Origin of the sequence: Rhizobium sp. AN73 (genome assembly GCF_030757975.1) — a bacterium.
GTDB lineage: Bacteria > Pseudomonadota > Alphaproteobacteria > Rhizobiales > Rhizobiaceae > Agrobacterium > Agrobacterium arsenijevicii.
The window spans coordinates 107,516-125,211 of record NZ_JARWME010000001.1; the positions used below are offsets into that span (position 1 = coordinate 107,516).

The 17,696-nt window shown below is 60.2% G+C and carries 15 protein-coding genes; 8 read left to right on the top strand and 7 right to left on the bottom strand.

The window, feature by feature from the left end; translation table 11 throughout:
- Positions 1–4: 4 nt before the first annotated feature.
- The 3 genes from argH to RBH10_RS00440 are packed head-to-tail and all read left to right on the top strand — an operon-like array spanning position 5 to position 3,455.
- Positions 5–1,519, top strand: coding sequence for an argininosuccinate lyase (gene argH, locus RBH10_RS00430; RefSeq protein WP_281039195.1), 1,515 nt, complete (start codon positions 5–7; stop codon positions 1,517–1,519).
- Positions 1,519–2,559, top strand: a complete 1,041-nt coding sequence (locus RBH10_RS00435; protein WP_281039196.1) for an ABC transporter ATP-binding protein — start codon at positions 1,519–1,521, stop codon at positions 2,557–2,559. Before argH ends, RBH10_RS00435 begins: the two co-directional genes overlap by 1 nt.
- Positions 2,556–3,455 (top strand): carbohydrate kinase family protein, encoded by a 900-nt coding sequence (locus RBH10_RS00440; RefSeq protein ID WP_281039197.1) that lies wholly within the window; start codon positions 2,556–2,558, stop codon positions 3,453–3,455. Before RBH10_RS00435 ends, RBH10_RS00440 begins: the two co-directional genes overlap by 4 nt.
- 12 nt (positions 3,456–3,467) lie before the next feature.
- Here the strand turns inward: RBH10_RS00440 and betC are convergent, their stop codons facing one another.
- Both betC and choX read right to left on the bottom strand, forming a co-directional pair.
- Positions 3,468–4,982 carry a choline-sulfatase gene (gene betC, locus RBH10_RS00445; protein ID WP_281039198.1) on the bottom strand — a complete coding sequence of 505 codons (1,515 nt, stop codon included), beginning with the start codon at positions 4,980–4,982 and terminating at the stop codon, positions 3,468–3,470.
- A gap of 14 nt (positions 4,983–4,996) precedes the next feature.
- Positions 4,997–5,950, bottom strand: a complete 954-nt coding sequence (choX, locus tag RBH10_RS00450; RefSeq protein ID WP_281039199.1) for a choline ABC transporter substrate-binding protein — start codon at positions 5,948–5,950, stop codon at positions 4,997–4,999.
- Positions 5,951–6,044: 94 nt separating this feature from the next.
- Here choX and RBH10_RS00455 point away from each other — a divergent pair, with 94 nt between their 5' ends.
- Positions 6,045–6,941, top strand: a complete 897-nt coding sequence (locus RBH10_RS00455) for a LysR family transcriptional regulator (RefSeq protein ID WP_281039200.1) — start codon at positions 6,045–6,047, stop codon at positions 6,939–6,941.
- A gap of 29 nt (positions 6,942–6,970) precedes the next feature.
- On the opposite strand, the gene RBH10_RS00460 is transcribed toward RBH10_RS00455, so the two are convergent.
- Positions 6,971–8,422, bottom strand: coding sequence for an aldehyde dehydrogenase (locus RBH10_RS00460; RefSeq protein WP_281039201.1), 1,452 nt, complete (start codon positions 8,420–8,422; stop codon positions 6,971–6,973).
- Positions 8,423–8,545: 123 nt separating this feature from the next.
- On the opposite strand from RBH10_RS00460, the gene RBH10_RS00465 reads away from it, so the two are divergent.
- The gene (locus tag RBH10_RS00465; RefSeq protein WP_306180355.1) at positions 8,546–9,415 is read left to right on the top strand and encodes a helix-turn-helix transcriptional regulator; all 870 of its coding nucleotides are present in this window, start codon (positions 8,546–8,548) and stop codon (positions 9,413–9,415) included.
- A gap of 80 nt (positions 9,416–9,495) precedes the next feature.
- Entirely contained in the window at positions 9,496–9,672 is a 177-nt protein-coding gene (locus RBH10_RS00470; protein ID WP_281039203.1) for a hypothetical protein, read from the top strand.
- A gap of 60 nt (positions 9,673–9,732) precedes the next feature.
- Here RBH10_RS00470 and katG read toward each other — a convergent pair whose 3' ends face one another.
- Positions 9,733–11,904: a catalase/peroxidase HPI gene (katG, locus tag RBH10_RS00475; protein WP_281039204.1), complete on the bottom strand. Its 2,172-nt coding sequence runs from the start codon at positions 11,902–11,904 to the stop codon at positions 9,733–9,735.
- 217 nt (positions 11,905–12,121) lie between these two features.
- On the opposite strand from katG, the gene RBH10_RS00480 reads away from it, so the two are divergent.
- A complete protein-coding gene (locus RBH10_RS00480) occupies positions 12,122–13,042 on the top strand; it encodes a hydrogen peroxide-inducible genes activator (protein ID WP_281039205.1) in 921 nt (306 codons plus the stop codon).
- Between the two features lie 4 nt (positions 13,043–13,046).
- Here RBH10_RS00480 and RBH10_RS00485 read toward each other — a convergent pair whose 3' ends face one another.
- The 3 genes from RBH10_RS00485 to RBH10_RS00495 form a co-directional block, all read right to left on the bottom strand.
- A complete protein-coding gene (locus RBH10_RS00485) occupies positions 13,047–14,030 on the bottom strand; it encodes a DUF535 family protein (protein WP_281039206.1) in 984 nt (327 codons plus the stop codon).
- A gap of 323 nt (positions 14,031–14,353) precedes the next feature.
- The gene (locus RBH10_RS00490; protein WP_281039207.1) at positions 14,354–15,688 is read right to left on the bottom strand and encodes a HAMP domain-containing sensor histidine kinase; all 1,335 of its coding nucleotides are present in this window, start codon (positions 15,686–15,688) and stop codon (positions 14,354–14,356) included.
- A complete protein-coding gene (locus RBH10_RS00495) occupies positions 15,685–16,359 on the bottom strand; it encodes a response regulator transcription factor (RefSeq protein WP_281039208.1) in 675 nt (224 codons plus the stop codon). Before RBH10_RS00495 ends, RBH10_RS00490 begins: the two co-directional genes overlap by 4 nt.
- A 188-nt stretch (positions 16,360–16,547) precedes the next feature.
- On the opposite strand from RBH10_RS00495, the gene RBH10_RS00500 reads away from it, so the two are divergent.
- Entirely contained in the window at positions 16,548–17,696 is a 1,149-nt protein-coding gene (locus RBH10_RS00500; RefSeq protein WP_281039209.1) for an efflux RND transporter periplasmic adaptor subunit, read from the top strand.

The window sequence follows — 17,696 nt, forward strand, 5'->3', positions numbered from 1 at the left end:
CACCATGGCCGATATGAACCCGCGCCTGTCGGATACCAGCAAGTTCCCCGATCCTGTCTACAAGGAAACCGTGCTGCGTCCGCTTTTCGATGGCGCCAAGAACGACCATGTCGACGGTTTCCGCCGCATCGACCGCGCCCATCTGGTCATGCTGCGCGAGACCGGCATTCTCGATGCGGACACGGCGGCGAAAATCGCCGAAGCGCTTGATGACATCGACAGGACCATCAACCCGTCGGAACTGGTCTATACCGGCGAGGTCGAGGATTTCTTCTTCCTGATCGAAAAGGAGCTGAAAGCCCGCATCGGTGTCGATGTGGCAGGCCGCCTGCACACGGCACGCTCGCGCAACGACATAGATCACACGCTTTTCAAAATCGGCCTGAAAGACAAGATCGACACGCTCACTGCCAAGGCGCGGCTTCTGCTGGCCGCCCTGATCAACGCTGCCGAGCGCAACGAAAAGACGTTGATCGTCGCCTATACGCACGGGCAACCGGCCCAGCCCACCACCTTCGGCCACTATCTTTCCGCCGCCATCGAAGTGCTGATCCGGGATATCGACCGCTTCGCAGAAGCGCGGCGTATCGTCGATCTGTCGCCGATGGGTGCTGCCGCCATCACCACCTCGGGCTTCCCGATTGATCGGGCGCGCGTCGCCGAACTTCTCGGCTTTGCGGCACCGTTGCGCAATTCCTATTCCTGCATCGCCGCCGTCGACTATACGACGGCGACCTATGGCGCCATCGAATTGATGTTCCTGCATCTTGGCAGGCTCATTCAGGACTTCCAGTTCTGGACGAGTTTCGAAGTCGGGCAGATCTATGTGCCGAATTCGCTGGTGCAAATCTCGTCGATCATGCCGCAGAAACGAAATCCGGTTCCGATCGAACATCTGCGCCACCTTGCCAGCCAGACATTCGGGCGGGCGCGGACCATGCTCGACGTGATGCACAACACCCCCTTCACCGATATGAATGACAGCGAGGGCGAAACCCAGGGCATGGGTTACGAAGCCTTCGCCTCTGCCGGCCGGGTGCTCGATCTCCTTGCCAGCCTCGTCGGCAAGATCAGTATTGATCCGGAAAGGGTCGACCAGAATATTCGCCGTTCCTGCATCACCATCACGGAACTGGCGGATTCCCTCGTACGCATCGAAGACCTGTCATTCCGGCAGGCCCATGAAATTGCCGCGACCGTCGCCAAAAGCGTTGTCGCGCTGAAGGGCGACCTGCCAAACGACGGTTACCAGCCCTTCCGCAAGGCGTTCGAGGAACTGGCAGGACGCGAGACCAGTGTCGATGAGGAAAAGTTCAGGCAGATCGTCTCGCCCGAACACTTCGTCGCGGTGCGCGCGCGGTTCGGCGGCCCTGCCCCCGAACCGATGCGGGAGGCGATTGCGGCCTATCGCGACAAGCTTGGTGCCTTTGAGGCCGAAGCACAAAAATCCGCTGACTACGAAGCGGCGAAAGCCGCTGAGCTTGCAGAGAAATTTACCGCCCTGACGGGAGCGCGATAATGGCGACAATCGAACTCAATCAACTCGTAAAGCGCTACGGCAAGGTGGAGGCGGTCAAAGGCATCGACCTTGCCATTGAAGACGGCGAATTCGTCGTTTTCGTCGGCCCTTCCGGCTGCGGCAAATCCACGACACTCAGAATGATCGCCGGTCTTGAGGAGATTTCTGGCGGAACGCTGAAAATCGCCGGGAACGTCGTCAACGAGAAAGAACCGAAACAGCGCAACATCGCCATGGTTTTCCAGAACTATGCGATCTACCCGCACATGACGGTTCGCCAGAATATCGGCTTCGGGCTCTATACCGCAAAGCTCGACAAGGCGGAAAAGAACCGGCGCATCGAAGAGGCCGGGCGGGTGCTCGGGCTTGAGGCGTTGCTCGACCGCCGACCCGCAGCCCTGTCGGGCGGCCAGAGGCAGCGCGTCGCCATCGGCCGCGCCATGGTGCGCGATCCCTCAGCTTTCCTTTTTGATGAACCGCTGTCCAATCTCGACGCCCAGTTGCGGTCGCAGATGCGCATTGAAATCAAGCGCTTGCACCAACGTCTTAAGACGACCACCGTCTACGTTACCCACGATCAGGTGGAAGCCATGACCATGGCCGACCGTATCGTCGTGATGAAGGACGGCCATATCCTTCAGGTCGGCACGCCATCGGAGCTTTACGAGACGCCGGTGGATGTCTTCACGGCTCGTTTCATCGGCAGCCCGTCGATGAACCTGCTGCGGGGCACAAGAACGACAAACAGCGTCGCGCAATCACCAACGGGCGACCTGCTGATCGGTGTCCGCCCCCATGATCTGCTTGTTGGAGAGGGAGAAGCTACCCAGAGCGCCTTCTCGCTTGAGGGAACGGTAACCGCCGTCGAGCCGCTCGGTCCGGAAACGTTGGTTCATCTGGACACGGCCACGACCTCGGTGATCGCGACGGCAAGGGGCAAATCCATTCCTAGCGTCGGTAGCCAGTTGCAATGCCGGGCAGAAGCAGGCGCGCTCTATCTTTTCGATGCCAAGACGGAAAAGCTTCTGGGCCGCGCATGATGACGACAGCCACGGAAAAATCAGCAGTCATCAGTGTTGGCCGCATCTATTGCGACCTCATTTTCACCGGGCTTGACGAATTGCCGGTGCTCGGCCGGGAACTGTTTGCCAGCGATATGGAAATCGCCGCCGGCGGCGGGGCTTTCATTGCGGCTGCGCATTTCGCCCACATCGGCCGCACGGCGACGCTGCTGGCAAGGCTCGGCACCGACACCTTCTCACGCGCCATCGGTGAAAAGATGCAGCAAAGCGGTATCGACCTGCAGTTTCTGGAGCATTCGGCGGATGCAGGGCCTCAGGTTACCGTCGCGACTGTGGTCGGCCATGACAGAGCTTTCCTGACGCGCCGCGCCGGCACCGCCCGGCCATCGACCCTCGATGCCGCCTTTGCGTGGACCAAGGCCTGCCATCTGCACATCGCCGAATTCGCCACGCTGCACGAAATCCCCGATCTCGTTTCGCGTGCGAAGGACAGCGGACTGTCCGTCTCGCTCGACCCGAGCTGGGATGCCTCGCTGATTTATGACAAGGGTCTGCTCAAGGCCTGCACGGGCGTCGATGTGTTTTTGCCGAACCTCGAAGAAGCCGAGGCGATCACCGGTCACTCGGACCCTGAAACGGCTATCAAAGCTTTGTCCGGGGCGTTCCCCGTTGTGGCTCTGAAGGGCGGCGCACAGGGCGCATGGGTGTCATCGCAGGCGGGCCTACACCATGCCGCAGCAAAAAAAGTTCCTGTTGTAGATACGACGGGCGCGGGTGACGCGTTCAATGCCGGTTTCATCGATGCCTGGCTTCGGCGAGAGGGCGAAAGACAATGCCTGGAGGCCGGTGTCGCGGCGGGTAGCCTTGCCGTGCAGGCCACAGGCGGCGCGCCGAGAGCTAACGCCGCCGCATAATCCCTGCCAGCGTTACTCGCCGCGCGGATAACGCTGGTTCTCTTCCAGCACGTTGAGGTCCATGTGGTTGCGCATGTAGCGCTCCGAGGCTTTCTGCAACGGCTGATAATCCCACGGATAATAGGCGCCGTTGCGCAACGCCTTGTAGACCACCCAGCGCCGCGCCTGGCTTTCCCGCACCGATGCGTCGAAAACGGGCAGTTGCCAGCGCCGGCCGATCTCGTCGGAAAGCGATGACAGCACGTCGGCGAACTCAGGATTGCCGGCAAGATTCGTGCGCTCCTCAGGATCAGCCTCAAGGTCGTAGAGTAGCGGCGGATCGGCCTCGCAGACCGAGAGCTTGTAGCGGCCGTCCCTGATGGCGACGAGCGGCGTAATCGAACCTTCGGCGGCATATTCCATCGGCACCGGGCCGCGTTCGCCGGTTCCCCCAGCCAAAGCCGACAGGTCTTCGCCATCTGTCCAGCGTTTGAGCGAGGTGATATCGAGGCCAGCCAGACCGCAGAGCGTCGGCGTGACATCCAGCGTTGAAACCGGCGCGTCGATGAGCGCCGGTTGCCAGCCGGGTGCTGCGATCATCAGGGGGACACGGGCCGAACCCTCAAAAAAGCACATCTTGAACCACAGCCCACGCTCACCCAGCATATCGCCATGGTCGGAGAGGAAGAGGATGATCGTGTCCTCCTCCATCCGCGTCGCCTTCAGCACCTCGAGAATTTCACCGACCTTCTCATCGATATAGGAGATATTGGCGAAATAACCGCGCCGCGCCCGGCGTATCTCCTCGGGCGAAATATCGAAGGCCTGATGGTCGCAGGCTTCAAGCAATCGTTTCGAATGCGGGTCCTGCTCCTCGAAGGGAAGCGCTTGCACCTGCGGGTCGAGTGCCGGGCAGTCTTCGTAGAGATCCCAGAATTTCCGCCGCGCCACATAGGGGTCGTGCGGATGCGTAAAGCTGACGGTCAGGCACCAGGGGCGGTCATCGAGACGACGCGACAGATCGTAGAGCTTGCGGGTGGCGTGATAGGCAACCTCGTCGTCATATTCCATCTGGTTGGTGATTTCGGCAACGCCCGCGCCGGTCACCGAACCGAGATTGTGGTACCACCAGTCGATCCGCTCGCCCGGCTTGGTATAATCAGGCGTCCAGCCGAAATCCGCCGGATAGATATCCGTGGTCAGACGCTCCTCGAAACCATGCAGTTGGTCCGGCCCGACGAAATGCATCTTTCCCGAAAGACCGGTGTAATAACCCGCCGCCCGCAGATGATGCGCATAGGTCGGAATATCGGAGGCGAATTCGGCGGCATTGTCGTAAACCCGCGTCCGGCTCGGCAATTGCCCGGACATGAAGGAAGCCCGGGCCGGTGCGCAAAGCGGGCTGGCCGTATAGGTATTGGCGAAACGGACGGACCGCTCCGCCAACGCTTTCAGATGTGGCGCGTGGAGAAAATCGGCCGGACCATCGGGAAAGAATGTCCCGTTGAACTGGTCGGCCATCAGGATCAGAATATTGGGACGCGGCATTTCCACTTTCCGATTTAGAGGCCAAGCTTGCCTTTGACGGCGGCATCACCCGGCTTGCCATCCAGCGTGGTAACGCCTTGCAGCCAGCCATCCAGCACCTTCGGATTGGCTTTCAGCCACGCCGTTGCCGCCGCCTTGGAATCTTCGCCGCCGAGAATGGAGCCCATCAGGGAGTTTTCCATGCTGATATCGAATTTGAGGTTCTTGAACAGCATTGCCGCATTCGGGCATTGCTGCGGCCAGCCGGTGCGTGCGAGCGTGTGGACCTCAGCTCCACCGAAATTCGGGCCGAAATAGGCGTCGCCACCCGAGAGATAAGCGATATCGATCTTCTCATTCATCGGATGCGGTGCCCAGGCAAGGAAGACCACCGCCTTTTTGTCCCTGCCTGCCCGTTCCACCTGCGCCAGCATCGCCTGTTCACCGGATTCGACGAGCTGCCAGCCCTTCAGGCCGAAATCATCGGCGTCGATGATCTTCTGGATGTTCTGATTGGCTGGCGCACCCGGCTCAATACCGTAAATCTTGCTCTCAAACTCACCGGCATGTTTGGCAAGATCGGAAAAATCCTTCACGCCCTTTTCCGCCATATAGGAAGGCACGGCCAGCGTGAACTTGGCACCCTCAAGGTTCTTCGTCATCACCTCGGCAGCCTTGGCAGCGTTCAGATCATCAACGAAGGATTTCTGGGCAGGCATCCAGTTGCCGAGAAAGACGTCGATCTCGCCATTCTTCATGGCCTGATAGCCGATCGGCACCGATAGCGTCTTGACGTCGGCCTCATAACCCAGTGCGTCGAGCAGAACCGAGGCAACGCCGTTGGTGGCGGTAATATCGGTCCAGCCGGGATCGCTGAGGCGAATGGTCTTGCAGGCCGCGCCATCGGCCGCCTGAAGCGGGGTGGAGAAAGCTGCCACGGACAAAAACAGACCGGCGGCGATGCGATGCAGATGAGAAACGGTTTTCATTGCGGCTCCCCTTTTATTAGCTCAGTTTATTGAACACCACATTGTTTTTGCCTGTGAAGCAGGTATTTTTCGATGACTGATATAAGGAATTTTTATGACAGGGCGGCCGCTCGATCTCGGATGGATGCGCATTTTTACCGAGGTCGCCCGTCGCGGCAGCCTGACGGCGGCGGCCGGTTCCCTGCGGTTGACCCAGCCCGCCGTCAGCTACCAGATCCGCCGGCTGGAAGACGATCTCGGTGTGCCGCTCGTCCGGCGCAAACATCGCGGCATCGAATTGACGGCCGAGGGGCAAAAGCTGTTCGAGATCGTCTCGCGCAATGTCGATTCCATCGACCTTCTGGCGCAGCAGCTTCGCCGCACGGAGGAACGGCAGACGATCCGCCTGCACACGGACTACGCCTTTTCCTCTCTCTGGCTTATCCCGCGCATGCATGGTTTTCGCGCACTCAACCCTGACATCAACATCCAGATCGTCGCCACGCAGGACCCGCTCGGACAGGGCAAACACGACAGCGACGTGATGATCATTTTCGGCACGCGGCAGGATGCGGGCGATGGCGCGGTGCTACTGCTCTCCGAAAAGGTCACGCCGGTCTGCTCACCGGCGCTTTTAGCGGAGCAGCTGGCGCCCGAGACCGTCGCGGATTTTTCGCGGTTGAAACTCATCCACCTCGAAAACACCTCACAGACGCACTGGTTCGACTGGGCTGCCTATTTCAAGCACTTCGGCATGCACCGAGGCGCGGAAAACGACAGCGGCGACATCAGTTTCAACAATTACACCATGGTGGTTCAGGCAACGATCGGCGAGCAGGGTTTCGCGCTCGGCTGGGCCGGCCTGGTTGATCCGCTGGTCGAGGCGGGTGTGCTGGTAACCGCAGGCCCGAGCCTTGAGGCACCGGGCCGTGGTTATTGGCTGCTGCGGCCGAAAAATAACGACAGCGCGGTCAGGAAACTGACCGGCTGGCTGATCGACGAGAAACGGTAACGCGATCAGCCAGCCGGTGATTTTTCCAGTTAGATCGGGTAATGCAGCGGACCGTCCTGCAGCGTTACCCAACGCAGTTCGGTGAATTCCGCAATGCCCGCCGTGCCGCCGAAACGGCCATAACCGGAGGCTTTGACCCCGCCGAAAGGCATCTGCGCCTCATCGTGAACAGTCGGGCCATTGATGTGGCAGATGCCGCTCTCGATGCGCCCGGCAACCGCCAATGCTCTTGCCTGATCCCGGCCGAAAACGGCGGCTGAAAGGCCGAATTCGGTTTCGTTCGCGATGCTGACGGCCTCATCGATGCTGCCCGCGCGAATAATGGAAACGACCGGGCCGAAGCTTTCCTCGGAATAAAGCCGCATATCCGGCGTCACGCCATCGACGGCAATCGCATCCAGAATCGTGCCGGTGCCGCCGCCACCCGCCACAAGGCGAGCACCCTTGGAAACCGCATCATCGACCAGCGCATGGATACGCGTCGCCGCTTCGGCGCTGACCATCGAACCAAGCGGGGTTTTCCCCTCACGCGGATCGCCCGCCGTCAGGCTCGCCGCCTTTTTGGCGAAGGTTTCCACGAAACTATCGGCGACGCTGTCGATCACGATGATCCGTTCCGTCGACATGCAGATCTGGCCCTGGTTCATATAGGCGCCGAAAGCTGCCGCAGCTACCGCCGCATCGATATCGGCATCGTCAAGCACGATGAAGGGCGCCTTGCCGCCAAGTTCCAGAAGCGCTGGCTTCAGGTAACGACCCGCCGTTTCCGCAATGACACGACCAACCCGGGTCGAACCGGTGAAATTCACCCTTCTAACGGCGGGATGAGCGATCAGCGTTTCGACGATCTTTGCCGCATCTTCCGGAGCATTGGAGACCGCATTCAGCACGCCTTTCGGCAGGCCGGCGGACGCGATCGCCTCGATGATCAGGGCGTGGGTGCGTGGGCAGAGTTCCGATGTCTTCATCACCACGGTATTGCCGCAGGCAAGCGGCGTCGCGATCGAGCGCACGCCAAGAATGACCGGCGCATTCCAGGGCGCCATCGACAGCACGACACCCGCCGGCTGGCGCAACGCCATGGCCATGGTGCCCGGACGGTTGGAGGGGATAACCTCCCCCTTGATCTGGGTCGTGAGACTGGCCGCTTCCACCAGCATGTCGCTGGCAAGCATGACGTTGAAACCGGCCCAGGCTTCCGTAGCGCCGATTTCCTCTTTCATCGCCTTGATAATATCCGGCGCGGCGGCGCGAAGCGCTTCGGCAGCGGCAAGAAGATAACGGCGGCGTTCACCGGGCGTGGTTGCGGACCATTGCGGGAAAGCGGCAGCTGCAGCATCGGCTGCGCGCGTTGCATCCTCAGGCGTTGCAGCCGCGGCGCTGGTCGCCACCTCGCCGGTAATGGGGTTGTTGCGTTCAAAACGCTTTCCGTTTGCGGCCGCGCTATGGTCGCCGCCGATGAAAAGATTGACAGTCTGCATGTTCATCCTCCTGGCGGGCAACCAATCTCCTCAAGGTTTTCATCCCGCATGGGCAAAGTTTAACAACGACAGGCCCACATAAAATGCACTAACATGGTGCATTATTGTACTTTTGGAGGATGAATGCCGCTTCACAAGCCGATTACCGGTGTCCGAAAAAGGACAGCGGCGCGCATGCTGAATTCGTCCCTGCGCGTGAGCGAAGTCAAACTGGCATCGGACGGCGCTCATCTCATCCTGCTCGCGTCGGGTGAAGCACATGTCATTCGCGGCGAGAATAACCTGACGCTATCCGCCCCTGCATTCGCCTGGCTGCCGACTGGCCCGACCGGCCAGCTGCGGCTGAATGCGGGAAGCCGCGGATCGCTGCTGACCGCATCCGAAATCGGCCTCGCCCATGCGATGCCGACCGGAACGAGTGCGATCAGCATACGCAACGCCTTGCAGCGTATTCTCACACAGGTGCTTGTGGAAAAGGACCAGTTGGAGCTGGCGGGTTATCTCGAGACCATAGCAAACGAAAATCTGCGGCCGACAGCCGGCTCGGACACAATCATCGCCAGCCTGCTTTCGGTGACGCTGATCCGTATCTGCCAACATGCCACCGCAGATGCCGCCACCATTTCCCTGCCGGGCAGCCTCACCGAACGTTTCGTATTGCTGGTCGCCCAGCACAAGCGTGACCAATGGGATGTGGAGGATTATGCCCGCTACCTCGGCGTCAGCCGCGAGCGCCTTGGCACCGCTGTCCGCAAGGCGACGGGGCTTGCGCCGCAGGCCTATATTCACCGCGAGCTGCTATCCGAGGCGCGCGACCTTCTTCTTAACTCTTCCCTGCAAGTTGCTGAAATAGCGTTCCGATTGGGTTTTCAGGATCCCGGTTATTTCAACCGCTTCTTCACGCGCAACGAGGGAATATCACCCGGCCGTTTTCGACGGACGGCAACACGCATGCAAAACGTTCCGCCACCTTCCTATGCCGCATGGCCCTGAAGATGCGCATCAATGACTGGAACTCCGCTCCCCGCCATCCGTTGAACTCCAGACAAAAGGAAACACAAAGGGAGTTTGTCATGGATCATAAAAAGGAACCGGGCGATTTCGCCGACAAGAAGCGCGAAGAACAGGGTCGCGGTGTGATCGTTGCCGGGCCGGATGCGCATGAGAATGAAAAGGGCGGCAAAGCGCCGTCGGGAAAGGCCGAAAAACCGTCACCGGACAAGCCGGTTTCGTCCTCTGACCGCAGATAGAAAAATGCACCTCCCTGATCACTCAGGAAGGTGCTTTTTATTTGATCGTTTCACGTTCCCTCAGAGAAGGTCGAAACGGTCGGCGCTCATCACCTTGGTCCAGGCGGCGATGAAGTCGCGAACGAACTTTTCCCTGCTGTCGTCCTGCGCATAAACTTCCGCATAGGCGCGCAGGATGGAGTTGGAGCCGATTACGAGGTCCACGCGGGTCGCCGTATATTTGGTCGCACCGGACTTGCGATCGCGGATCTCATAGAGATTGCCGCCGGTCGGAACCCAGGAATAGGCCATGTCCGTCAGCGTCGCGAAGAAGTCGGTGGTCAGTGCACCCGGCTTCTGCGTGAACACGCCATGTGCCGAGCCGCCGTAGTTGGCGCCGATGACGCGCAGGCCGCCGATGAGGACGGTCAGTTCCGGCGCGGTGAGGCCAAGAAGCTGCGCCCGGTCTAGCAGGAGTTCCTCGGGGCTGACGACATAGTCCTTCTTCACCCAGTTGCGGAAACCATCCGCCAGCGGCTCGAGCGGTGCAAAGCTGTCCGCATCGGTCTGCTCGGCAGAGGCGTCACCACGGCCGGGTGCGAAAGGCACGGCAATGTCGAAGCCGGCCGCCTTCGCCGCCTGTTCCACACCGTAATTGCCGGCGAGAACGATCACATCCGCAATGCTGGCGCCGGCTTCACGGGCGATCGGCTCGAGAACCGAAAGCACGCTGGCGAGACGGGCGGGCTCGTTGCCTTCCCAGTCCTTCTGCGGCGCAAGGCGGATACGTGCACCATTGGCACCGCCGCGTTTGTCCGAACCACGGAAGGTGCGGGCGCTGTCCCATGCGGTCGAGACCAGATCGGCAACCGTCAGACCGGAAGCGGCGATCTTCGCCTTTACGGCGGCGACATCGTAGCTCGTGGAGCCTGCAGGGATCGGATCCTGCCAGATCAGGTCTTCGGCGGGAACATCAGGGCCGATGTAACGGGCCTTCGGTCCCATGTCGCGGTGCGTCAGCTTGAACCATGCGCGGGCGAAGACGTCGGAGAAATGGTCCTGATCATCCTTAAACTTCAGCGAAATCTCGCGGTAGATCGGATCGACCTTCAGGGCCATGTCGGCATCGGTCATCATCGGGATGGTGCGGATCGAGGCATCCTCGACGTCAACAGGCTTGTCTTCCTCGGCGATGGTGATCGGCGCCCATTGCGATGCGCCAGCGGGGCTGTGCGTCAATGTCCACTCATGCTTGAACAGCATTTCGAAGAAGCCATTGTCCCACTTGGTCGGCTCGCTCGTCCATGCGCCTTCAATACCGGACACCACAGTGTCGCGGCCGATGCCGCGGCCCTTGGTGTTGATCCAGCCGAGACCCTGATATTCGGGACCTGCGGCCTCCGGATCGGGGCTGAGGTTGGCGGCACTGCCATTGCCGTGCGACTTGCCGATGGTGTGGCCACCGGCGGTCAGGGCAACCGTTTCCTCGTCATCCATACCCATGCGGGCGAAGGTTTCGCGCATCTGCGCCGCTGTTGCCAGCGGATCGGACTTGCCGTTGACGCCTTCCGGGTTGACGTAGATCAGACCCATCTGCACGGCGGCAAGCGGGTTTTCCAGCGTCTCGGGCTTTGTTACGTCGCCGTAACGGCCGTCGCTCGGCGCCAGCCATTCCTTCTCGTCACCCCAATAGGTGTCCTTTTCCGGAGCCCAGATATCTTCACGACCGAAGGCAAAACCGAAGGTCTTCAGACCGGCGACGTCATAGGCAATCGTGCCGGCGAGCGCGATAAGGTCGGCCCAGGAAATCTTGTTGCCGTATTTCTTCTTGATCGGCCACAGCAGGCGGCGGCCCTTGTCGGTGTTCACATTATCAGGCCAGGAATTCAGCGGTGCAAAACGCTGGTTGCCGGTGTTGGCGCCGCCACGACCGTCGGTCACGCGGTAGGAACCGGCCGCATGCCAGGTGACGCGGGCCATCATACCCACATAGCTGCCCCAGTCGGCCGGCCACCAGTCCTGGCTATCTGTCATCAGGGCGCGCAGATCGGCTTTCAGGGCCTCGACATCAAGTGTCTTGAGCGCTTCGCGATAGTTGAAGGAGGTGCCGAGCGGATTGGTCTTGGTGTCGTGCTGATGCAGGATGTCGAGGTTCAGCGCGTTCGGCCACCATTCGGTCACCGATTTACCGGAGGCCGTGTTGCCTCCATGCATGACGGGACACTTGCCAGCCGGTTTTGAAGTTGCGTCCATTTCGCCCTCCGATGGGTTTAGCAATTAAACGAAATAATCAATTCGACAGGTGCAGCATGTTCGAGCCAGGAGCCCACAGCAGGTAATCCCGATGGGAACCGTGCGGCGACGCTGATGATCCTTCACAGCTACATCCTCTTTCTGTCATGAAGATGACTAACAGCCGGGTTCCATAATTTCCAATTGTATATTCTAAAGGCTGCGATATGCTGAGCTTATGATTAGCCTCTCCATGAAACATCTTCGATATTTCGACGCCCTGGCCAAGATCGGCCATTTCGGGCGGGCGGCGGAAGCATGCGCCATTTCCCAACCAGCGCTTTCGCTGCAGATCAGGGAACTGGAAGAATTGATCGGCGCTCCGCTGGTCGAACGCGGCAGCCGCCGGATCAGGCTGACCGCACTTGGTGAGGAATTTGCCGAACGCACCCGCCTGATCCTGCGCTCCGTTGATGAATTGCAGGATTTGGCACGGGCGCGGCACGGCCCGCTCAGCGGCCGCCTGCGCATCGGCGTCATTCCAACCGTAGCACCCTATCTTTTACCACAGGTCATCAAGACACTCACCCGTCATTACCCCGGGCTGGAGGCGCGCCCGCGCGAGGCGGTGACGCAGAAACTCATCGAAGACCTGCTGGAAGCCCGGCTGGATATGGCAATCGTCGCCCTTCCCGTCTCGGAACCGTCGCTGGAAGAGGTTCCGCTGTTTTCGGAGGAATTCATTCTGGTCCGGCCGATGGAAGATGCGGGAATGCCGGTGCCGAGCGCCGACAAACTGGGCGAAATGCGCCTGCTGCTGCTCGAGGAAGGCCACTGTTTCCGCAATCAGGCGCTTTCTTTCTGCAGCACGACGAACGCGCCGCCGCGCGTGCTGATGGAGGGCAGTTCGCTCTCGACGCTCGTGCAGATGGTTGGTGCAGGCATCGGCGTCACGCTCATTCCGCAGATGGCCGTCGATATGGAGACACGACAATCCACCGTCTCGGTCTTCCGGCTGGCGGAGCCCCGGCCGTCGCGCACCATCGGCATGGTATGGCGCAAGAGCAATCCGCTCTCGGCGCAATTCACCCACATTGCCGAGATCGTCCGCGAATGCGGTCTCGAGAAACTCGGCCGTGTTGTCGATTCCGCAGCCTGAAGCTCTAACTTTTCGCAACGTCCGCGGTTTTGCCCTCGCAAAGCCGGTCGGCCATGGCAAAAAAGGCAAGTTTCATCTTGCTGCGCTTGTCCGCACCTTCAAGGCTTGAAACCGGCACCTGAAAACCGAACATATCGTCCGGCTCGGCCGAGCGCTCCCGCCAGAAAGCGTCTATGTCGGACAGCAGCATTTTTTGCCGCCGGGCGCGCCGGTAATTGATCGGGTGTCTGGCGTGGGAGACTGCGAAATAGGAACCCGCATCCTCCTGGATGAGGCCTTGCAGCAGCATCAACACCGCGTCTTTCGGACGAAGACCCGCGAGGTCGCGTGTCACCGCCACCATCTCCTGTTTTGCGGCGCGCGGCCCCTGCATACCGCCAACGGCAATTGTCCTGTTCCCGCCCGCATCCCGCGCCACGAAGATGAACTTCGTCGTCCACAGGGTTACGTCGTCGCTGGTTCGGATCAGCCGCACGGCGAAGGCGCCCTCATGGCGGCCACCACATAAATCCGCAAGGGCCAGCGTGCAGCGATATTCACCTGCACGGCCGTGGACGCTACCGACCTCGATCGTCTTGCCGGTCCACAGTGCCGCCATCACCTCTTCGGAGAAACAACCGCTGGCGATGACGAAATTCTCCATGAGAAAATCCAGCCGCCTGGCATAGGAGATTTTGCCGACGAGGAATTTCGACAGCGGTTTCTGAAGAAGCTCGTCATGCGGCGGAGGCAGTTTTTGCGTCGCCGAAAACCGGGACAGAAACCGCCACCATCGCAGGGTTACGATCGGGTGTGCAAAAAAACGCATCCAGAAAAGGAAGCCCCGTTTCCAGTGCGCGCGCAGAACGAACGTCGCGACGCTCAATGCCAGAGGAAAACGGGGAAGTTCCAGACCATCGCCGGGCATGGTTTGCGCAGCGATGGGCACCAGCTCGGGTTTCGCCGAGTTTTTTTCCGCAACGAATGCGGCGATTTCAGTATGCGACATCGTAAAATTCCGGGGAGTATGACTGTTTGGACTGAGTCTCAGAGTGATTTGGTCGGGACCCTGCGCGCCTAGGATGAACCGAATATGAAATCGGGAGACGTTACGCTGCGATCACCGGCACTCCGGCATTGCGTTAAATTCCGGGGCGATGCCGCAACAGCGCGCCGCCTTGTGGGCGAAAGCCCGGGGGAAACAGATTCCGCTGGCGTATCACTGCGCGTACTCCGGGTTGGGACAGATGATCCTGTGCCCCGCACATTACGACGGCGAAAATTGCGGCAACATTACAATTGCCCTTCCGAAAGCCAGTTATCAAAGCACGGTCAGAAACGGACCCGGAACGTGCTTCCGAAGGGGGTGCTTTCCAGCACGATGCGGCCGTTGTGATTGGCAACGATCTGCTTGACGAGGCTGAGGCCAAGTCCGGCCCCCGTGCTTCGTGGCGTGACGCGATAAAAAGGCTCGAATATCCGCTCCTGCTGGTCCTCAGGTATCCCCTGCCCCTCGTCGGAAATCGCGATTTCGCCGTTTGCGAGAACCGAAACATGGATCAACCCCTTGTTCCCCCCATGGTCGATTGCGTTGCGCACGATGTTGCTGATGGCGCGCGGCAGGGCGAACGGATTGCCCTGCGTTTCGTATTGCTCAATCTGCGTTTCGAAGGAGATGTCATAACCCGCCGAGAGTGCCAGCGGCGCAAGATCGGCAACCACCGTGCGGGCGATCTCGACAAGGTTCACCGCCTCGCGCCGGTCGTTGACCTGATCGTTTCGCTCGAAGGCCAGAAGCTGTTCGGCAGTTTCGCCGAGCCGCGCGACGTCCCCCATCAAACGCTGCTGTTCCGGTCCCGGCAACCCTTCAATCCGGGTCTGCATGATCGCAATCGGTGTCCTCAACTCGTGCGCCGCATCGATCAGAAACCGTTGCCGCGCCTGGAACTGCTCTTCGAGCCGCTCGAGAATACTGTTGAAAGAGACGATCAACGGAACGACTTCGCGCGGCACTTCCTCGACGGGAAGCTTCGAACCCGGTCGTCGCGGGTCGATCTCCGGTGCTTTTTTGACGACGGAACTAAGACCGGCAAGCGCCCGGCGCACGATGCGCGGCACGGAGAAGAACACCGCAGGCAAAATGACCGCCAGCAGAGGAACATAAATCTTGTAGGTTTCGGCAAGGAGCGTCAGAAACGAGGCGCCCGCATGGGAGGTTCCGCCGAACATGATCCTGACAGGTCCCGCCGTCGTGTCGACACTCTCAACCGAAGCCACTTCGGATATGCCGCTGCCGCCGCGAATATCGGCGTCCATCATCAGACGAAGGTAACGCGACAGTTCGGCATAGGCCGCCGGCACGGTGCCATAGGTCGCCGCCTTACCGTCAAGCGTCGATATCACGAACCAGAGCTTTTCATTCTTCGCCTTCAAGGCGCGCAGCGCCGGTCCCTCGGTAATGACAAGGCCCCTCTGCGGATCGAGCGAAAGCGACTCGTCAATCGTCGCCGACAATTCGCGCCAGAGCCCGACATTGGGTGAGAGCTTCATCACCCCGTAAACGCACAGCCCGACGATGACCACCGCGATCATCGAGGAGACGACAATACTGAGCTGCCAGCTCAGTTGCCACCACAATGACGGATTGGACTTGCCCTGCGCTTTCATGTCTCTTCCTTCAGCAGATAGCCGATACCGCGAATATTGTGCACGCTGACCCCGGCCGAGGCATCGAGAAGGCGTTTGCGCAGTCGCGATATATGCGCGTCGAGCGCATTGGACTGGATTTCCTCCTCGTAATTGTAGACGGCGGCCTCGAGCGTCGCACGCAGCACGGATTTGCCTTTTCGTTTCGCCAGCGTGATGAGAACCATAAGCTCCCGTCTTGGCAGATCGAAAGGCGCGGAGTTGATCGTGACGCTGAGATGAAGCGGATCGATCAGGATGCGGCCGGCAACAATCTGCGACGGGGCGATGCTCGCCGGTCTTCTCAGAACCGCGCGCACCCGCGCCAAAAGTTCGCCGACCAGAAATGGTTTGCCCAGATAGTCGTCGGCGCCGCCATTCAGACCCTCGATCCGCTCTTCCGGTTCGTTCATCGCCGTCAACAGGATAATCGGAGTATCGATACCGGCGCGGCGCAGCTTTGGAATAAAGGTAAGCCCCTCCCCATCCGGCAGGCGACGATCAAGCAGGATGGCGTCATAGACATGCTGGCGCGCCAGTTCCATGGCATCGCCGAGCCGCATCGTATGGTCGATGACGATCCCCTGCTTGCCGAGCGTCGTCGACAGCGCATCCGCCATTTCCTTTTCGTCCTCAATCAACAGAAGTCTCATTCGTCACCATCCCTTCGCCATCCCTTGTCTGCCAAAAAGGTTGCGGCAGTATTGCGGCGCGAAAGACGCGGCAGGGTAATGCTGCTGCAATTATGGACGCTTATCCAGAAAACATCCGCCTGCAGGACAGGCGACGCGACCGTTCGACAAGCGGTCACAGGATGAGTTTTGCCTGGAAGGATTATGTTATGTGGGTGAAAAGAACGATCAAGGCAGGGATCGCGCTTGCGGGCTGCGCTCTCGTTGTCACTGCTCTCGATCCGGCGCGCGGAAGCGTCGATGCGAACGAGCGCGTGAAGGGTATCGTTGAGGCGACATCGATGAGCCCGGCTGGTATCCCGTTCGAACTGACCTCTGCGGAAATCGCAAAAATCGGCACGCGCCCGATGGTGGAACGGCTCAGCATCAGCGGCGAGCTTCAACCGATCAGCCGTGTCGTCATCCGCGCCCGCGAGGCCGGAAAGATTCTCGATATGAACGTCAAGGACGGACAGGCGGTGCGGGCGGGCGATCTGCTCGTGCGGTTCGAAACCGAGGAACTGCAATCGACGCTGCTACTGCGGCAGAGCGATCGCGATGCGGCCGAGGCCGAACTGGCGCTGGCGATGCAGGCCCTCACCCGAACCGAACAGCTCGCTTCGAAAAACGTCGCATCGGCGGAACAACTCGATAAGGCAAAGAGCGACGTCGTGGTAAAAACGGCAAGGCTCCAGAGCCTTTCGGCGCAGGTGGATATCGCTCGTCTTGCCCTTCGTAATGCCGAAATCCGCGCACCCTTCGGCGGCACCGTCACCCGCCGGCAGGCCGAGGCCGGTTCACGCATTGGTGCCGATGGCGAGCTTCTCACACTGGTCGACACGAGCACGCTGGAGGCGAAGGTTCTTGTCGCCACGCGCGATATTTCACGCGTCACCCTTGGCCAGACGGCGGAACTGGATATTGACGGCATGGGCGGCCAGTCCCTCAAAAGCACCGTTGACCGCATCAGCCCGGTTGCCGAAGACGGCACACGCTTCGTCGCCGTCTATCTTCGGCTTGCCAATCGCGACGGCCGGCTATGGGGCGGAATGTTCGCCAGCGGGTCGATCCTCGTGCGCGAGAAAAACGATGCTCTTGTCGTTCCCGCAATCGCGCTTCGGAAAGACGAGACCGGCTATCATGTCCTTAAAGTCCTGAACGGCCATCTGCGCCGCCAGACGGTGGCAGTCGGATCGCGCTGGAACGGCGGCAGCCTGGTCGAAATCGGCGCCGGTCTGAATGACGGCGAGACGATCCTGACCGCACCACTTCCCGAATTGCAGCCCGACATGGCTGTCACGGTCGATAAGGCAGGCTGA